18 protein-coding genes are annotated in these 16,375 nt (G+C 49.0%); 8 read left to right on the top strand and 10 right to left on the bottom strand.

Translation table 11 applies throughout. From position 1 onward, the window contains the following. Positions 1-247: 247 nt before the first annotated feature. Genes rutA through rutG form a run of 6 tightly spaced genes read left to right on the top strand, consistent with a single transcriptional unit; the run spans position 248 to position 5,201 of the window. Complete coding sequence (rutA, locus tag AC6I8L_RS07155) at positions 248-1,339, top strand: pyrimidine utilization protein A (RefSeq protein ID WP_058959634.1); 1,092 nt, start codon at positions 248-250, stop codon at positions 1,337-1,339. Next, complete coding sequence (rutB, locus tag AC6I8L_RS07150; RefSeq protein ID WP_058959635.1) at positions 1,339-2,049, top strand: pyrimidine utilization protein B; 711 nt, start codon at positions 1,339-1,341, stop codon at positions 2,047-2,049. Before rutA ends, rutB begins: the two co-directional genes overlap by 1 nt. A gap of 44 nt (positions 2,050-2,093) precedes the next feature. Then, positions 2,094-2,489 carry a pyrimidine utilization protein C gene (gene rutC, locus AC6I8L_RS07145; protein WP_058959636.1) on the top strand — a complete coding sequence of 132 codons (396 nt, stop codon included), beginning with the start codon at positions 2,094-2,096 and terminating at the stop codon, positions 2,487-2,489. Next, a complete protein-coding gene (rutD, locus tag AC6I8L_RS07140) occupies positions 2,489-3,292 on the top strand; it encodes a pyrimidine utilization protein D (RefSeq protein ID WP_058959637.1) in 804 nt (267 codons plus the stop codon). The genes rutC and rutD overlap by 1 nt, the downstream gene beginning before the upstream one ends. 16 nt (positions 3,293-3,308) lie before the next feature. Further along, on the top strand, positions 3,309-3,830 hold the full coding sequence (gene rutF, locus AC6I8L_RS07135) for an NADH-dependent FMN reductase RutF (protein ID WP_058959638.1): 522 nt from the start codon (positions 3,309-3,311) through the stop codon (positions 3,828-3,830). Positions 3,831-3,875: 45 nt separating this feature from the next. Further along, positions 3,876-5,201 (top strand): pyrimidine utilization transport protein G, encoded by a 1,326-nt coding sequence (gene rutG / locus AC6I8L_RS07130; RefSeq protein WP_058959639.1) that lies wholly within the window; start codon positions 3,876-3,878, stop codon positions 5,199-5,201. Here the strand turns inward: rutG and AC6I8L_RS07125 are convergent. Together AC6I8L_RS07125 and AC6I8L_RS07120 are read right to left on the bottom strand one after the other, a co-directional pair. Then, the gene (locus tag AC6I8L_RS07125) at positions 5,198-6,112 is read right to left on the bottom strand and encodes a DMT family transporter (RefSeq protein ID WP_058959675.1); all 915 of its coding nucleotides are present in this window, start codon (positions 6,110-6,112) and stop codon (positions 5,198-5,200) included. The genes rutG and AC6I8L_RS07125 overlap by 4 nt on opposite strands. Before the next feature lie 111 nt (positions 6,113-6,223). Next, entirely contained in the window at positions 6,224-6,388 is a 165-nt protein-coding gene (locus AC6I8L_RS07120) for a con-10 family general stress protein (RefSeq protein ID WP_071845623.1), read from the bottom strand. Positions 6,389-7,017: 629 nt separating this feature from the next. On the opposite strand from AC6I8L_RS07120, the gene AC6I8L_RS07115 reads away from it, so the two are divergent. Then, positions 7,018-7,257 carry a hypothetical protein gene (locus AC6I8L_RS07115; RefSeq protein WP_058959641.1) on the top strand — a complete coding sequence of 80 codons (240 nt, stop codon included), beginning with the start codon at positions 7,018-7,020 and terminating at the stop codon, positions 7,255-7,257. A gap of 131 nt (positions 7,258-7,388) precedes the next feature. Next, positions 7,389-7,895 carry a hypothetical protein gene (locus AC6I8L_RS07110; protein ID WP_058959642.1) on the top strand — a complete coding sequence of 169 codons (507 nt, stop codon included), beginning with the start codon at positions 7,389-7,391 and terminating at the stop codon, positions 7,893-7,895. 57 nt (positions 7,896-7,952) lie between these two features. Here AC6I8L_RS07110 and AC6I8L_RS07105 read toward each other — a convergent pair whose 3' ends face one another. From AC6I8L_RS07105 to AC6I8L_RS07070, 8 genes are all read right to left on the bottom strand, one after another. After that, the gene (locus tag AC6I8L_RS07105; protein ID WP_058959643.1) at positions 7,953-8,147 is read right to left on the bottom strand and encodes a hypothetical protein; all 195 of its coding nucleotides are present in this window, start codon (positions 8,145-8,147) and stop codon (positions 7,953-7,955) included. Positions 8,148-8,319: 172 nt separating this feature from the next. Continuing rightward, on the bottom strand, positions 8,320-10,524 hold the full coding sequence (locus tag AC6I8L_RS07100; protein WP_058959644.1) for a hypothetical protein: 2,205 nt from the start codon (positions 10,522-10,524) through the stop codon (positions 8,320-8,322). 65 nt (positions 10,525-10,589) lie between these two features. Further along, complete coding sequence (locus tag AC6I8L_RS07095; RefSeq protein ID WP_153012270.1) at positions 10,590-11,471, bottom strand: hypothetical protein; 882 nt, start codon at positions 11,469-11,471, stop codon at positions 10,590-10,592. 12 nt (positions 11,472-11,483) lie between these two features. Beyond that, positions 11,484-11,768 (bottom strand): hypothetical protein, encoded by a 285-nt coding sequence (locus AC6I8L_RS07090; RefSeq protein ID WP_058959646.1) that lies wholly within the window; start codon positions 11,766-11,768, stop codon positions 11,484-11,486. Beyond that, a complete protein-coding gene (locus tag AC6I8L_RS07085) occupies positions 11,768-12,031 on the bottom strand; it encodes a hypothetical protein (RefSeq protein WP_058959647.1) in 264 nt (87 codons plus the stop codon). Before AC6I8L_RS07085 ends, AC6I8L_RS07090 begins: the two co-directional genes overlap by 1 nt. Positions 12,032-12,748: 717 nt before the next feature. Continuing rightward, the gene (locus AC6I8L_RS07080) at positions 12,749-13,303 is read right to left on the bottom strand and encodes a recombinase family protein (protein WP_058959649.1); all 555 of its coding nucleotides are present in this window, start codon (positions 13,301-13,303) and stop codon (positions 12,749-12,751) included. A 288-nt stretch (positions 13,304-13,591) separates the two neighbouring features. Further along, positions 13,592-14,026, bottom strand: coding sequence for a hypothetical protein (locus tag AC6I8L_RS07075; RefSeq protein ID WP_058959650.1), 435 nt, complete (start codon positions 14,024-14,026; stop codon positions 13,592-13,594). Between the two features lie 457 nt (positions 14,027-14,483). Further along, on the bottom strand, positions 14,484-15,572 hold the full coding sequence (locus AC6I8L_RS07070; RefSeq protein WP_058959652.1) for a DUF2116 family Zn-ribbon domain-containing protein: 1,089 nt from the start codon (positions 15,570-15,572) through the stop codon (positions 14,484-14,486). Positions 15,573-16,375: the final 803 nt, after the last annotated feature.

Genomic DNA, 16,375 nt, shown 5'->3' with positions numbered 1-16,375 from the left:
CGCTCTCCCTGCACCTTTTTTGACCACCGCGCGCATGAAAAACGTGCAAAAAGTTTTGACCAAACGGTCTGATTTAGACCAACCACTCCACTTTCATCCTTCCATGGTTTTTAACACATTGTTGTACAAGGTATTTAAAAATGTGGCACAGGCTTTGCAGTTTTGTGACTGAGCGCCGCTCGCAGGATGCGTGCAGGAAGCAGTGCAGCGCGTACAGCAATGCCCGTTCAATGCAGAGAGGTTTCACATGAAAATTGGCGTATTTATCCCGATTGGCAATAATGGCTGGCTCATCTCCACCCATGCGCCGCAGTACAAACCGACTTTTGAACTGAATAAAGAGATTGTGCTGAAGGCCGAGCATTATCACTTCGACTTTGCGCTCTCGATGATCAAACTGCGCGGCTTCGGGGGTAAAACCGAATTCTGGGATCACAATCTCGAATCCTTCACATTGATGGCGGGGCTCGCGGCGGTAACCTCAAGAATTGAAATCTATGCCACGGCAGCCACTCTGACGCTGCCCCCAGCAATTGTGGCGCGCATGGCCGCCACCATCGATTCGATTTCCAATGGTCGTTTCGGTGTCAATCTGGTCACCGGCTGGCAGAAACCCGAATACGAACAGATGGGATTGTGGCCGGGTGATGAATACTTCTCCAGCCGTTACCAATACCTCACCGAGTACGTCACCGTGCTGCGCGATTTATGGGGCACCGGTCAGAGTGACTTCAAGGGTGAATTTTTCACCATGAACGACTGCCGCGTGAGCCCGCAACCGCAGAAACCGATGAAGGTGATCTGCGCCGGTCAGAGCGATGCCGGCATGGCGTTCTCCGCGCAGCATGCCGATTACAACTTCTGTTTCGGTAAAGGGGTCAACACGCCTACCGCCTTCGCCCCGACCGCCAGCCGCATGAAAGTCGCAGCAGATAAAGCCGGACGGGATGTCGGTTCCTACGTGCTGTTTATGATCATTGCTGCCGAAAGCGACGAAGCCGCACGCGCCAAATGGGAGCATTACAAAGCGGGTGCTGATGAAGAAGCGCTTGCCTGGCTCACCACCCAAAGTCAGCAGGATACCAAGTCCGGCAGCGACACCAACGTGCGTCAGATGGCCGATCCCACATCAGCCGTGAACATCAATATGGGCACCTTAGTGGGTTCATACGCCAATGTGGCACGAATGTTGGATGAAGTCGCTGAGGTTGACGGCACACAGGGCGTGCTTCTGACCTTCGATGACTTCTTGCAAGGTATTGAAGATTTCGGTGAGCGTATCCAGCCATTAATGCAGTGTCGTCAAAACGTTATCACTTCGCAGAAGGAGGTTGCCTGATGAGTACCGTGACTTGCGCCCATACGTCGAGTTTGTCCAATATCACCCTGCCCGCCCGACCAGAAGCGATTGCACTGCCGCCGACGCAAAGCGCCTTGATCGTCGTCGATATGCAGAATGCCTATGCCACCGAAGGGGGTTATCTGGATCTTGCTGGCTTTGATGTCTCCGCCACAAAACCAGTGATCGCCAAAATTCATCAGGCGGTAACCGCGGCGCGCGCCGCTGGCATGCAGATTATCTGGTTCCAGAACGGCTGGGATGACCAGTACGTTGAAGCGGGTGATGCCGGCTCGCCTAACTTCCATAAATCGAATGCACTGAAAACCATGCGTAAGCACCCGGAGTTACAGGGCACGCTGCTGTCGAAAGGCGGCTGGGATTATGCGCTGGTGGATGAACTGGTGCCGCAGGCAGGAGACATCGTGCTGCCCAAACCGCGCTACAGTGGCTTCTTCAATACGCCACTCGATAGCATGCTGCGCAGCCGCGGTATCCGCCACTTGGTGTTCACCGGCATTGCCACCAACGTGTGCGTTGAGTCGACACTGCGCGATGGCTTCTTCCTCGAATATTTTGGCGTGGTGCTGGAAGACGCCACTTATCAGGCCGGACCGGCATTTGCCCAACAAGCGGCGATTTTCAACATCGAAACCTTCTTTGGCTGGGTTAGCGACACGGACACTTTTTGTGAAGCTCTGAAAGCTTAGGGTCCATCTCACCTGCAAAACCATAACGATAAGGAACTGCGACGATGCCTAAAAGTGTGATTATTCCTGCCGGCAGCGGCACCCCGATTGCGCCCTTTGTGCCAGGAACCCTGGCCGATGGCGTGGTGTACGTGTCAGGCACGCTACCGTTCGATGCCAGTAACAATGTCGTCCACGTCGGCGATGCCGCGGCACAAACCCGACACGTACTGGAAACCATCAAAAAGGTGATCGAGACCGCCGGTGGCAGCATGAGTGACGTCACTTTCAACTCTATTTTCCTCACCGACTGGAGCCATTACGCCGCGATTAACCAGGTCTACGCCGAGTATTTCCCCGGCGACAAACCCGCGCGCTTTTGCATTCAGTGTGGATTGGTTAAACCAGATGCGCTGATTGAAATTGCCAGCGTCGCGCACATCGGGCCGCAGGAGGCGTAATGCACCTTGAGATTCATGGTTTAACCGCTGCCGACGCGCCAACACTGGTGCTGTCGTCCGGCCTGGGTGGCGTGGCGGGCTTTTGGCAACCCCAGCTGGCGGCGCTCGCTCCCCATTATCGCGTGGTGACTTACGATCAGCGCGGTACCGGTCGCAGTGCCGATACGCTGCCTGAAGGCTACAGCATGGCGATGATGGCCGCCGAACTGGCTGAGCTACTGGCGCAGCATGACATTCACCATTACGACATTATTGGCCACGCACTGGGTGGCCTGATTGGCCTGCAGCTGGCGCTGGATTATCCCGATCGTGTCGGCCGCGTCGTGGTGATTAATGGCTGGCTCTCGTTGGATCCTCACACGCAACGCTGCTTCCAGGTGCGGCAGGATCTCCTGCTCAACGTAGGCGTTGAAGCCTTCGTGCGAGCGCAGCCACTGTTCCTCTATCCGGCTGAATGGCTGGCGCGCCATCAGGCGCGCATCACCGCTGAAGATGCCCATCACGTGACCCATTTTCAGGGCATGGAAAATCTGCTGCGCCGCTTGCATGCATTAATGAACAGTGATTTCCGTACGCATGCGGCGCGGATTCATCAGCCTGTGTTAGCCATTTGTAGCCAGGACGATCTGCTGGTGCCGTGGAGCTGCTCTCCACAACTGGCCCAGGCGCTGCCGAATGGCAGTCTGATTGAGATGCCGTGGGGCGGGCATGCGATGAGCGTGACCGATGCCGATAAGTTTAACGCTCTGCTGCTGGGGTGGCTGGCCGAAACGGCTGCACCTGCACAGCGCGCCGCCAGTTGAACAGAGGAGTGAAACCATGAGTGTGCTTGAACTGCCGCTGGTACCGAATGTAGATCGCGATGCTTTCCGCCATGCCATGGCACGACTGGGGGCGGCGGTCAATATTATCACCACCGACGGTCCGGCTGGTCGCGCCGGATTCACCGCATCTGCTGTCTGCAGCGTGACGGATACGCCGCCCACTTTGCTGGTGTGTCTGAATCGTTCGGCCTCAGTCTGGCCGACCTTTCGGGACAATGGCTATCTGTGCGTCAACACCCTGGCGGCCGGTCATGAAGATCTTTCGACACTGTTTGGCGGGAAGACGCCGATGGAACAGCGTTTTGCTGCGGCTAACTGGCACACGCTGGCCAGCGGTTCACCGCTGCTGGAGGGTGCCACCGTGTCGTTCGATTGCAAAATCACCCAGGTGGTCAGTGTTGGCACACACGACGTTTTGATGTGTGAAGCACTTGCGCTGGTACGTAACGATGATTCCCATGGCCTGGCGTGGTTTGACCGTGGATATCATCACCTTTTACGGCAGGACGCCCGCTAACGCCGCTCTGCGCGGCCCGGTTCCACCGATATCCTGGAGAAAACGATGGCGAATTCCTGGTTCCCCCGCTGGCAGAAAAAGTCAGCCATGACCGAAGATGGGCTGATTGCACCGGATGAAACCCTGCCGTTCGGGCAGACGTTTGTCATGGGCCTGCAGCATGCTGTAGCAATGTTTGGCGCGACGGTGCTAATGCCGTTGTTGATGGGACTCGACCCCAACCTGGCGATTCTGGTTTCCGGTATCGGCACGCTGCTGTTCTTTGTGGTCACTGGCGGACGCGTGCCGAGTTATCTTGGATCCAGCGCCGCCTTTGTCGGGGTGATTATCGCGGTGACCGGATTCAACGGCCAGGGGTTGAACCCCAATCTGGCCCTCGCGCTGGGCGGAGTCATCGCGTGTGGCGCACTCTATACACTGATTGGCTTGATCGTAATGAAAGTCGGCACGGGCTGGATTGAGCGCCTGATGCCACCCGTCGTCACCGGTGCGGTGGTGATGGCGATTGGCCTGAATCTGGCTCCGATCGCCGTGCACGGTGTATCTGCATCGATGTTTGACAGCTGGATGGCGGTGATGACGGTGTTATGCATTGGCGTGGTTGCAGTCTTCACACGCGGTTTGGTTCAGCGCTTGCTGATTCTGGTTGGCCTGATTGTCGCCTGGGCGATCTACGCCTTGCTCACCAATGTGTTTGGCCTCGGTAAGCCAGTCGATTTCAGCGGTGTCGCCAGTGCGCCCTGGTTTGGTTTACCGCACACCACCGCACCGGTGTTTGATATGCAGGCGATAGTGATGATTGCCCCTGTGGCCATCATTCTGGTGGCTGAAAACCTGGGGCATATTAAAGCCGTCGCCGGTATGACGGGACGCAATCTGGATCCCTGGATGGGACGTGCGTTTGTCGGGGATGGCCTCGCCACCATGCTGTCAGGTTCAATGGGAGGCAGCGGCGTGACAACTTACGCAGAGAATATCGGCGTAATGGCGGTGACCAAAGTCTATTCGACACTGGCGTTTGTCGCGGCAGCAGTGATTGCGCTGATACTCGGCTTTTCACCGAAGTTTGGTGCCTTGATCCATACCATTCCCGGCCCGGTGATTGGCGGTGCCTCTATTGTCGTATTCGGCTTGATTGCCGTGGCAGGTGCGCGGATCTGGGTGCAAAACAACGTTGATTTCAGTCAGAACGGCAATTTGATCATGGTGGCCACCACGTTAGTGCTGGGTGCTGGTGATTTTGCTTTAAAGATCGGCAGTTTTACCATTGGTGGGATTGGCACCGCGACTTTCGGTGCCATCATTCTTAACGCCATTCTTAAACGTCGGGGCGCCGCGCTGGCAGGCCAGGCGGCACGACAACATCCTTAAGGCTCCAGCGGTGCCTGCTCAGGCACCGCTTTCTTGCGGCGAAGTCGTAACTCGCTGACGATGACCCCACAGACGATCAGCGCACCACCCAACAGGGCTGCGGCCGGTAAACGTTCACCTGCAATCCGTCCTACTACCCCTGCCCAGACCGGTTCACCCGCGTAAATCACTGTGGCACGTGTCGGTGACACGCTGCGCTGTGCCCAGTTCATTGTCACCTGAATCAGTGCACTGGCCGCACCCAGACCCAGCGCACTCAACAGCAATGGCGTAGAGATCGTTGGGACTGACTCGCCGTTAGGGATCATAAAGACAAAGGCACAGGCCGATGCGACCATCAGCTGAATCAGCGTCACTCGGCGCACATCAACCTGACCCGCAAAACGACTGATAAGAATAATTTCAGCTGCGATCGCCAGCGTGCTGAGTAGTGTCGCTATCTCACCCGCGTTCAACGTCAGGCTACCGTCTTGTGGCCCGGCCACCAGCACTAAACCGGTAAACGCCAGCATAATGCCAAGCCATGCCATTAACCCTGGCGGACGGCGCAGAAACACCCATTGCAGTAACGGTACCACCGGCACATACAGCGCGGTCAGAAACGCCGACTGGCTGCTGGAGATGGTTTGCATCCCCCAGGTTTGTAAGCCGTAGCCACCCGCAATCGACACGCCAATCAGCGCACCGGCTTTCACTTCGAGCCATGTCATATGTTTCAGGTAGCGACGAAAAAAGAAGGCCAGCAATAACGATGCAGTGGCAAAGCGCAGCCCCACAAAGAAAAAGGGACCGGAATGTGCCATCGCCCGGTGCACCACCAAAAAGGTGCCACCCCAAACCATGGTAATGAAGATGAGAACGAGTTCCTGACGCGTAATACGCAGGCTGAGACGGGAGTTAGAAGCAGACATAACGCACCAAAATAATCGATTGGCGATCATTTTTGCCTGGTCAGGAGGGGAAAAGCAATCTTTGTTACCGCCGGGCGAACCCGGCGGAGGGGGGAATCAAACACAATCACATTATTTCTTGCTGCGACTGCGTCCCCCTTTTTCACCTGCTTCGGAAGCGCGTTGCGGGTCATTCCTGAAATTACCGCCGCTATTTTTTCCGCCTTTACGACCGGCTTCCGCGGCTCTCTCGCGGTCTTCCGCGAAATTGCCTGATCCTCCACGATGTTGTGCCATCATTTCCTCCAGGGATTGAGCATCTGTGGTTAGGCCTTTTCATCCAATGTGGTGAAAAGCAAGGCGGCGGAGTATTCGCGCCACCTGATAAAAGGATAGCCAGGCCAGTCTGATATTCGGCTAATATTCATACTTTGAAACATATAATTCACTTATTTTTCCATCATAAACCAGATTAACATCCAGCTTACAAGCGGTTAGCCCGGTAAAAAGCGCAGCGCTAGACGTATCCATTTTTCCTCCCTTCCGGCACCTTACGCAGTCTCTTCTATACTTCTGAATACTCATCACCCTCAGCAGGATAGAAAACCATGGCAAAAGTTTTGGTCAAATAAACTCTATTACAATGCATCTGCATGAAATCGAGTGAGACATCTTGATGAAGTTTTTGACCCTCTGTTTTTAATGAATAATTGGGTGACAAATGAATAAGTACATGTTTTAGGCATAGTGTTGTTGGTGGCTGGCAATGCTAACGCTGCACAGTTGAAGGATAAATACCGGGACAAGAACAACGATCTCATCTGCGTGTATGATAGCCACGGTCACAGTATCGCGGTTAATGTAGGGTTCAATGGGCACTGTAGCTTCAGTGTGTCGGATAATGAACTTTAGAAGGATTTAATCAGATGGTAAAAGACCAACTGCTGGCGTTGGCAGAGACAGTTGCAGATCATAGGGTACATGTGGTTAGAGAGATGTTTATTACTCACATCCCGGAAGGCTCAACCGTGTTCGTATGTGGTGAATGGGTGACTTGGTCGAGTGGTAAAATTGAGCGAACCAAATGCCACGTCACCGTGTATGGTGCTGATGGTGAACTTTGTAGAAAAATCATTGAAGGGGGTAAGCTGCTGGTTAAAATTTAGATTTAGAAACTGGTTGGTTTGTGCTTTCCAGTACAGTAACCAAATGCAAAAGCATATTAACCTGGGTACTCTCCTATTTATGGTGACTGTTGTATTAACGCACCAGATAATTAGATTATGGACTACAAAACATGAAAAACATTTGGGCATGGATTTTAGCTGTTTCACCATTATTATTCTTTTTACCGTTTGACTGGATGATTATTCTTATTGTCTATTGGGCAGTGGTGATTGTTGCTGCATATATGGATAGGAAAGAAGTTGTTAAACAAGGTTGGATGGCACCTTCAATGCTGGGTGTAATCGTCCCCGCTATCTACCTCAGAAGGCGCGCCGTGCTGACTGATAGCCATATGCTACAGGTGGTTGTATGGACTCTTATCATCTTTGCTTCATACTTTTGGGCAGACCACCAGATTAACCAAGGCTACTTGGAAAAAGCAGCGTGTGGGACAGTTACTGAGATAATGGAGAATAACAATAACACTGCAAAATGTGTGAAAGTGACTATTACTGAGAAGGTCACAGATAACTTTTCGAAAGGAAGAGCGATACTTGATAATGGCCGTGAATTGAATATTGCTATCAAGACTCAAGATAATGGAAGTTATTATGTAACCATCCCGCCACAATTTTAATAAAATAAAAAGCCCCGCTGGTTATTTCAACCACGGGGTTTTATCGCTTAAATAGTGTTATTCACCAAGCATCTGTTTACCTTTGATTAAAAAATACTCTCTTAATTCTTCAGTGTCGAACAGATGCATGTGTGATCTTCGTGTTACCTCATCAAGATTCCATATGGTCGGGTCTTTAGACATATCCAATAGCATTGAATCAACCTCATCTTTGCTGCTGTAACTATAGGATTGTGTTTGTTCTGGCTGCATTTTTTTTGCTCCATCTACTGTTTACATTACAACCAATATTGAGGCTTTCACCTTACCATTACAAGTAAAAAGCACTATCATGTTGTGAATATATCTCTTATATATTAGATGCTTATCCGAAAACGGATAAATCGAAACCCCGAACAGCTTTTACCGAACGGGGTTAACATGGTTAGTTGCTTCGGAGAAGAGATGAAGGGTTCCATCCAGCATTCTGTCCAGCACCCTGCCAGCTTCCCTCTAATCCCTGAGCGCTCATCATTTGTACTTCATGTTGCTGCTGTACAACATCGAGCGCAACTCGCTGCATAGAGCCATCAGGCATAGTCACATTGATCTTGCCATTGGACACGACTTCAATTTTCAGAGGTGCGAAAGTAATTGGCTTAGGAGGTAAAGCTGGTGGACTGGCAATCGCACCTGATAAAGAAGGAAAACCGCCAGCATTGGGCATTGGTGACTTCTTAATCATATCAATCATGTTGTCTGCCCATGTCCAGACACGGTCAACAGGACTGTCTTTCAGAGCGTTACCACCATGTGTGGTTTCAGTGCCATCCTTACCACCCCATCCCCATTTATCATGAGCAAACTTTTCGAACTGCGGGATAAACTTATCAAACAACAGGTCTCCAAGTTCTTTGCCCATCACCACAGCAGCCGCGATTCCGAAAGTGCGTCCAGCCGCTCCCATCATTTCACCTGCTGAGCCTAATCCAGCCATCTTGCCAAGTTTGCCTGCTCCAGCAATCGCAAGTTTACCAGCGATAATCACAAGCAACGTATCGAACCATTCGTTAAAAATTCCAGATAACTTGGTCAAATTCAGTTGGGCAGACTTGTCGAGACCAGAATAGAAATCATCCCAATGTTTTGAAGCGAGAACCGCATAGCCTGTAAGATTTGATGCTGCTGAGTTGGCATTCTCTGCCACGTCAGAAAGTCTGTCTGCAAGGAATCCTACTGACACTGCTACAGGTTTAAGCGTTGAGCCGAGGTTATCCGCTGATTCTGTCAGAGTAGCGAACAGACGCACCATAGGACGTTCCATCGAGTCAAAGAAGTCTCGTTTAGCAAACTGGAGTGATCCCGCAAGTCTGCCCTGTGCAGCGATGATATTATTCTGGGCCAGTTGCTTCTGCTGCTCTGTCGGAGTCATCACCTTGAGACTGTCAGAGACAAACGCGCTGCCTGGTACGGTTTTGTAATATTCTTTTAGCTGGCTGCTGTTAGTAAATCCATGAAGTTTCTGAAGCCCCCGAATCAGTGCAGGACTGGCATTTACGACTTGGAGGAAGTCCTGGCCCATGAGGTGAGCACTTGTCGCAATCTGCTGAAAAGCGTAATTCAAGCGACCTACAGCATCTGGAGACATGCCCGTTGTGTGCGCAAATACGGATTCATTCTCAAAAAGCTGAGAAATCTGGTCGTTGCTGAAAGAGTCTGGCATGGTCATGCGCATCTGCGCTTGTTGCTCTCTGGTTTGGAGAGGGTCAAGGCCATATGCGCGTGAGGTTTGGTCAGCTTTAATCGTCATGCGGGTGTTTTCAGCCTCATCACCATAAGCAACTACGCCCATCGTGTGAGCCTGCTGAAATTTTCCGCCAACGGTTATACTTTCCTGCAAAAAGTTCATTGCTTTGTTTAGGGCGAAGAAGCCAGCCAGAAGCCCTGTAGCGGAGTCTGTGAGACGCGATAACCCATTCCCAGCGTTAGATGCTTCGAGTGCTTGTAGGCGCTGCTGAGAGCGTAGAATGCTTGCCTGACGTTGGCCTTGGGCAAACTCATAATTGAGACTTCGTAGACCATTTCTAAAACCACGAATATCACCAGCAGCGGTGGATTCCATTCTCAAGCGTTCAAGGCGAGAACGGTACTGTGCAGCACGATCAGCATCACGTAAGGTCAAATTTCCGTAAAAACCAGAGGTCAACTGGCGCTGGTGGAGGTCTTCAATCACCTGACGAGGGTTTCTCTGCTGGCGAGGTTGTCCTGGGCGCTGTAATGGCGGTAGAGGTGGGATGGCAGAGCCACGGATACGATAAGCATCACGGATTGAGCGCCCCACTTCCCTTGCTGCGGCCTGCCCTTCTCTCTGGAAACGGGTGAACATACCACTGTCAGCATTACGAATATTGAAACCGCTGGATAATGATCTCTGGATATTGCGCCCTGCCAAGGCTGCGCGTTTCTCGATAGCTCGGAAGGTTGGTTCCATCTTCTGTGAACGGTTTGCTGAAAAGACTTTGTCGAGGCGCTTTTCAATTCTGGTGGCTATAGGCATAACCTGCTTTTCGACACGGTTTAGGCCAGCAAGGACTTTCTCTGAGAATCCAAGTTCAATGACGAACTGATCCACGGTTTGATGGTTGGACATTTATGAGCCTTAAAAATAGAAAAAGCCCACGAAATGTCGTGAGCTTCTAAGAGGGGTCTTGATTGTTATTTGCGTAGCGCACGTTTCACCGAGTCACTGATTAGTTCTTCAAACGAAGGGATTGATGCCAGGGCATCGCGTGCTGCTTTCTTAGTATCAGTCAGTTTCACAGCAGCCTGTTTACGCTTGGTAATCAGGCGTTCAAGATCACGCTGATATTCTGTCTGGCTAAGGGCTTTCGCTTCTGATGCGTCTGCATATGACATCAGATTTGGTACATTCTTAGGGATCAGGAAGACACGAGACGCGCCACCTGTAGTTGTACGCTGTGCTGCGAGCTTGTAACCATCAACGTTGAATGCGCCAGACTCAAGCATATGTTTAAAATGCTGTGCGCCTGCTGAGTAAAGGATCTTAACATCGGGATGTTTACCTTCGAATGCCCAATTATTCTCGATAAGGCTCCGGTAGCGTAATTCGTCGGCTTCAAATTCAGTGACACGATCACAGCATTCAACGTGCTCTGAAGATAGCTTGCGAATTAATGGTGTGTAGTAACGTTCAATTGCCAAGCGCTGTTCAGATGGAAACAATGAGTCAAAATCTTGCTTTTTACCGTCTTTTTCATTTTCTCGCTGGTCACGTTGGGATTGATTGAACGCCTCCGCTTCCTGTTGGAAACGGTCTGCGAGATCATCAACTGTTTCCAACTGATTAATTGGAACTTGTTTTAGCCTGCCTGTTATGTCGTCCCACTCTGAGCGATACACGCCAGTAGAGGATACAGGGGTTGGATTAAGCTGTGCGATTAATGCCTTCCCATTAGCTTCTCTCTCACGAGCTTTGAGCTGGTCTGATTTTTGAGGTGTGCCAAGTTCATCAGCAGTGTCAGATGTACGGTATGTTTGTTGCTGTTCTTCGTCAGGAAGGATGTCAAAGGTGTTCATTTGCAGGGACTCTTATTGTAAAGGTGATTGTGAAGCGGGTAGATAATTCACGGGCATGTCACGATATTTGTCGATGATATTGTTAAGGGATGTTCTTGCCTTGGTGTAGGTTTCTCTTGCTGCTTCTTCCGCAAGATGAATGTCTAAACCCATCATCAAAAATGCATCGGTAAAATTTGAGATGTGCTCGTTGGCTCTACTGTAAAACTGTATGAGGTCGTGTGCAGATAGGTTTTCCATATCGAGAATGAAACCTTCAGAAAGATCACTCTCATTACGCCATTGGATAATGTTCATTATCGTGTCCCTCGTTCTGCATTCGCGGCTCTTTCAGCAGCAGTGTTAATTTCCATCTGAAATTCAGGGCTGTTCATTTCTTTCAGCAATGCCTCATGTCGTTCTTGCGCAGTTGGCTTTTTGGTCGGTTGGAAATATTCAGCGGGAATGGTTTCTTTCGAGGGGTTTTTGATTTCTTTGAGTATTAGAGGGTTAACACTTTCAGAGAGGTATTTCCTACGTGCTTTTACCCTTAAACCTTGTTCATCAATTTGATTGTTCATTTGGTCACCTCTTGCTGGTGGAGTGATTCAATATGCCATATAGCAAGAACGCCAAAGGTTAAGACGAGTGTGGATAGCATTTGCAGGGATTCCATGTTTAGTTGAAAAAGTGCCTGCCCTAATCACAGTAGGAACAGGCTATTTATATCAATGAGATATGAATTCAGGATTGACACGAGATAGTACGCATCGCAAAGACCACCAACACACACCTGTGAATCCCTGCAAGGAAACAGGGGGAGTGGTTTTGCACCTGAGTCTGGAGACGCTGGAGAGGGGCGCTGAGACTTTCAGGATTTGAGGCCGACCGAACAAGAAGGCTTTGCGGATACGAACTGGAGAATAGGCGGTGGCACAGAACACCGCGCTATGGCTCTCTTGATAGAGTTTGGAGGAGATTTGTGATCTACAAGTACATGTTACAGGAATGTTAACAAAAGGTCAAGTTTTATTTGTTGACAGTTGGATTTATTTGTGATTTTTAATTTTTTTCTTAACGCGAGTGGTCTCAATTGCTGGTGGTCATCGGGGTTGGTGGGAAATATCTTTGAAGTGGCTATACAGGTGCTAAGGGCTGTGGAGAATGAGAACGCTTTTCTGGCAAAATTTCAAAATATGATGGACTTTCCTGTCCAGATAGGGAAATAAGGCCGGTGGTCAGACTCTGTTTATAGTGCAATCAAACTCCAACCACAGATAGCCACCTTATAAGAACATTCATACGAGTTCTTTCTTGATGCGGAAAAATGTCGCCCTGCTAACACCTGCAAGTTTACAGATTTCCTGACTTGTGTAGCTGCCTTTGGCAAGGTATCCAGCAACCGTCTTGCGAAGTTCTTCATCTTTAGGACGACCTTTAAAGACACCGCCCTTCTCTTTGGCGATTTCAATACCTTCCTGTTGACGCTGTCTGATGAATGAACGTTCCAACTCACCTACTGCACCGAGCATGGTCACATAGAACTTGCTGGTGGGTGTGTCATCAAAAGTCATATTGTTGTCAATGAATATAACTTTGATGCCCTGTGAAGTAAGGTGATCGAGGATTTCGAGTAAATCACGTGTATTACGAGCTAACCTGTCCACGCTTTTTATCTTGACCGTGTCACCAGAGCGCACCTTCTGGAACAATGCCTGTAACTGTGGACGATCAGCATTTTTACCACTGCATTTGTCGATAAGAATTTCATCCACCAGACCTTTCAGAGCCTCAATCTGGCGTGACTCATTCTGATCCTTACTGCTTACCCTTACATATCCGAACGTTTTCATGTTTAGTCTCACGGAGTCTCAATTAAGTGACTTTGATAATACAGTATCATATAAGTTAAAACAATTCATTTATGAGACTAAAAAGGAGGATATTTCAGAGGTCTCGATGCTGTCTACTCAAATGAGACTCAAGTGTGAACAGTGTTCAGCAGACTTTGACCAGTACAGATTTACGGAAAAGTGACCCACTTTGAGTTACTGGATAGAGGTTATCTATATGTATGAAAGGAGGTTTTTTAGGTAACTGATCAGATACTGCTGAACCTACTTATAGTGCTTTTTCATATATCAAGCTGCTGATTGTGCTTCTTTCACTGTTGTAAAGAACACGGCTTGAACAGGCTTCGGGGCATGGGTCATAAACGTTGGTTTAGCTGGGGTCACAGTTTCTGATGAGGTTGAGGCTTGTTCTTTCAATTGCTTGTTCACCTTGGACTGATCGTGTCTGCGTTGTGCGTTTCGATCAGCGTTGAATTTGCCCATCACCGCGAGTTGGTCTTTTAACTGAACATCATCAGGTGTAAGTGAGAACAACTTGAGTAATAAGGGGTCACGATAGAACACAGCAGCCTGGAACAAGTCGATGTCTGCTGGATTGATGCAGGTGCGGAGTAAAGCGGGTGCAGTGGCTGAATTATCAGCGGGTTGAATATTGGATTTTTCGGACATTATGCATTTTTCCAAATGAGGTGGATAGCTGGGTAATCCTACGGTGATGACCATTAACGTCTCCGCAGAAAAACAACCAGATTTATTATAATTAAATCAATGAGTTACCTTATATCCAGCAGTTTTAGGCACAGGACGGTAAACATTGCTGTTGGCGCAATATCAAATAAGAAGTGTTGGACAAAATGTGGTGACATTAGATTAAACCCTGTTTACGGCTGAGGCACAGAATCCGGTTAACATTACTTTGTGAGGTGTGGAGGGCTGAGGCGATCTGCTTATGTTTCAGACCCTGAGAACGGAGTGCGATTACCTTTTCAGGAATGTCTTTCTGAGGACTTGTCACTGGTAAGCCAGCCATTTTACGTACAAGGATTGATTCGTGGATGTTCAGTCCAGACTGTTTGGCTGCTGCTGATGCTGTCTGTCCAGACTGGATAAGAGCCAGAAAACTGATCACCTCTGGCGTCGGTGAAAGTGAAAGATTGTACATTTCTGAGAATGCCTTGTTTTAGAAGAATGAATATGTAGATGATGTGCGGATCACTTTTCGTAGTTTGATATCGTATGTGCAGCCTGGTTTAGCATTCCAGAACTTAGCGATCTGGCGCTGTTGTTCGGAGTCTGGTGCATCAAGGAATTTGTAGATTTCGGCTACCTCTGCATGTGTTGGATTAATTACAGGGTGAAATTTCCCTTCTGTATCACGCCATGCTTTTGGGCTTTGGTTTTGTGAGAGTTTCTCGGTATTTCTGAGCATTGTTAGTGCCTCGTTGTGTTTATGGACGATTGCGAGTGATAGTGCTTCTTCTGCAATTTCGTCATAGTGTTCAATGGATTTAGCAAGCACTGATGTGTGCTGTGCTCTAAGGTGCGGGTATAGAGAGATCTGGCGTTTCAGTTCTCTGATCAGTAGCTGGCGCTTGGTCACACGTTCATTTTCAGGGACTTCGACTGGAAGTTTTGGTTTCAGCCCATGCTTGATAAGTAATGTGGAGAAGTCCTGTTCAGAGAGTTTGGCAATGTGGCTGAATGAATATTTGCAGCCTCGACGCTGTAAAGAGAGAAACTGATCAAGGCGTTTCGGTTTACGTAAACCAGAGATTTTCAGTAATTCTCTGCCGTGATATTTGATCAGCTTCTTCCATGCTTCGTCAGGTGTGTTTACGAAGAATGATGAGTTATGCCAATCGCGGTCTGAAACACGATGCCCAATATTCAGCAGGGAGACTGAGCCTTGTTGCTGGTTGAGCTGGGCAGGCCATAGACCGAGATTAGCTGGTGAGATGCTTCCACGGTCTTTTGCTGAGACATAATGTGAAATGTGAACAGCCGATGAGTATTGCCAGCAGAGGTGTTTGGAAGAGTTGACCAGTTCTGAAAGAGCCTGAAGATCGACACCCTGAAGAATTGCGATTGTACCTGAGCGAATAGCGTTTCTGAGGATGAACTGGACAAGGGGTGTGTGTCGTAGGTACTGATGAGTGTCTGTCTGTTGCTTCTGGCGCTTTGCTTTCATCTTGCATGATTCAGAGCAATGTATAGCGCGACCTGTAAAGAGAGTACCGCAGACAGGACACTTTTTATGATGAAGTGTCATTCATGTCATTTTCCTGAATTTCAAAAGTATTTTTATTGGTCTTACTTTAAGTATGCCAGAGTTTACAAAATTGTCAATATAATTGTTGACAACAATATTTATTGATGATATAGGCGAGTGGTTTCAGCAGAGTGATTGACAGAATCTCGGCAGCAGAAATTATGATGTTTTTACGCGAAAAGTGACCCACTTTAAAGGGTGAGAATCCTTCGCAGACCTTGGTGCATAAGGGTTTGTCGCGTAGTGGTCAGGTTCTTTGCTGAACCTACTATATGGTGCTTTTTAAGAGTTTGGGAGAGATGCGAATGGTTAGCTTAGTTCGGAAAGGTAACTCATCGACGGGTGTGCACATGCTTCAGAAGTACGGTGAAGGTTACAGGATAAGATGCTCACCTGACACGTTGAAACGAGCAACATCGGTTGAGGTTAAACCAGAGTATCGTCACCTATTCGCTGGGGAGAATGAGATCTATCACTCGGTGCTTTTCAATGACATAGAAACGGGCAAGCGAGAACTGTTGAAATTTGTCTTTGAGGTATGTGGTGTACGTTGTACGGTTTGACCAGTTTTGGGAAGGGTAATGTTTACTCTGCAACTTGCTTCGCTGTATAAGTTGCTGGGTCGCAATCCAGATTGCTCCGTCTGTACAGAAATCTGTAAAGAATACTGTTAAGAGGGGAACTCTTAAGGTGAAACCCCATTGAATGATCTTCACATGGTGTCAAGAAAACGTCAATTTTTATCAGTATTTTTCATTATTACTCAAAATAAATCAGCAACTCTAATATTGAAAGGTGGGAAC

This window comes from Type-E symbiont of Plautia stali (assembly GCF_059731115.1).
This window is presented reverse-complemented; position numbering and strand designations above follow the sequence as displayed.

Excerpts from the sequence above, each read along its gene's own strand:
- rutD (WP_058959637.1), top strand. The coding sequence starts at position 2,489 with ATGCACCTTGAGATTCATGGTTTAACCGCTGCCGACGCGCCAACACTG.
- rutF (WP_058959638.1), top strand. The coding sequence starts at position 3,309 with ATGAGTGTGCTTGAACTGCCGCTGGTACCGAATGTAGATCGCGATGCT.
- AC6I8L_RS07110 (WP_058959642.1), top strand. The coding sequence starts at position 7,389 with ATGAAAAACATTTGGGCATGGATTTTAGCTGTTTCACCATTATTATTC.
- AC6I8L_RS07075 (WP_058959650.1), bottom strand. The coding sequence starts at position 14,026 with ATGGTCATCACCGTAGGATTACCCAGCTATCCACCTCATTTGGAAAAA.
- AC6I8L_RS07090 (WP_058959646.1), bottom strand. The coding sequence starts at position 11,768 with ATGAACATTATCCAATGGCGTAATGAGAGTGATCTTTCTGAAGGTTTC.
- rutB (WP_058959635.1), top strand. The coding sequence starts at position 1,339 with ATGAGTACCGTGACTTGCGCCCATACGTCGAGTTTGTCCAATATCACC.
- AC6I8L_RS07105 (WP_058959643.1), bottom strand. The coding sequence starts at position 8,147 with ATGCAGCCAGAACAAACACAATCCTATAGTTACAGCAGCAAAGATGAG.
- AC6I8L_RS07115 (WP_058959641.1), top strand. The coding sequence starts at position 7,018 with ATGGTAAAAGACCAACTGCTGGCGTTGGCAGAGACAGTTGCAGATCAT.
- AC6I8L_RS07085 (WP_058959647.1), bottom strand. The coding sequence starts at position 12,031 with ATGAACAATCAAATTGATGAACAAGGTTTAAGGGTAAAAGCACGTAGG.
- AC6I8L_RS07095 (WP_153012270.1), bottom strand. The coding sequence starts at position 11,471 with ATGAACACCTTTGACATCCTTCCTGACGAAGAACAGCAACAAACATAC.
- AC6I8L_RS07080 (WP_058959649.1), bottom strand. The coding sequence starts at position 13,303 with ATGAAAACGTTCGGATATGTAAGGGTAAGCAGTAAGGATCAGAATGAG.
- AC6I8L_RS07070 (WP_058959652.1), bottom strand. The coding sequence starts at position 15,572 with ATGACACTTCATCATAAAAAGTGTCCTGTCTGCGGTACTCTCTTTACA.
- rutC (WP_058959636.1), top strand. The coding sequence starts at position 2,094 with ATGCCTAAAAGTGTGATTATTCCTGCCGGCAGCGGCACCCCGATTGCG.
- AC6I8L_RS07100 (WP_058959644.1), bottom strand. The coding sequence starts at position 10,524 with ATGTCCAACCATCAAACCGTGGATCAGTTCGTCATTGAACTTGGATTC.
- rutG (WP_058959639.1), top strand. The coding sequence starts at position 3,876 with ATGGCGAATTCCTGGTTCCCCCGCTGGCAGAAAAAGTCAGCCATGACC.
- rutA (WP_058959634.1), top strand. The coding sequence starts at position 248 with ATGAAAATTGGCGTATTTATCCCGATTGGCAATAATGGCTGGCTCATC.
- AC6I8L_RS07125 (WP_058959675.1), bottom strand. The coding sequence starts at position 6,112 with ATGTCTGCTTCTAACTCCCGTCTCAGCCTGCGTATTACGCGTCAGGAA.
- AC6I8L_RS07120 (WP_071845623.1), bottom strand. The coding sequence starts at position 6,388 with ATGGCACAACATCGTGGAGGATCAGGCAATTTCGCGGAAGACCGCGAG.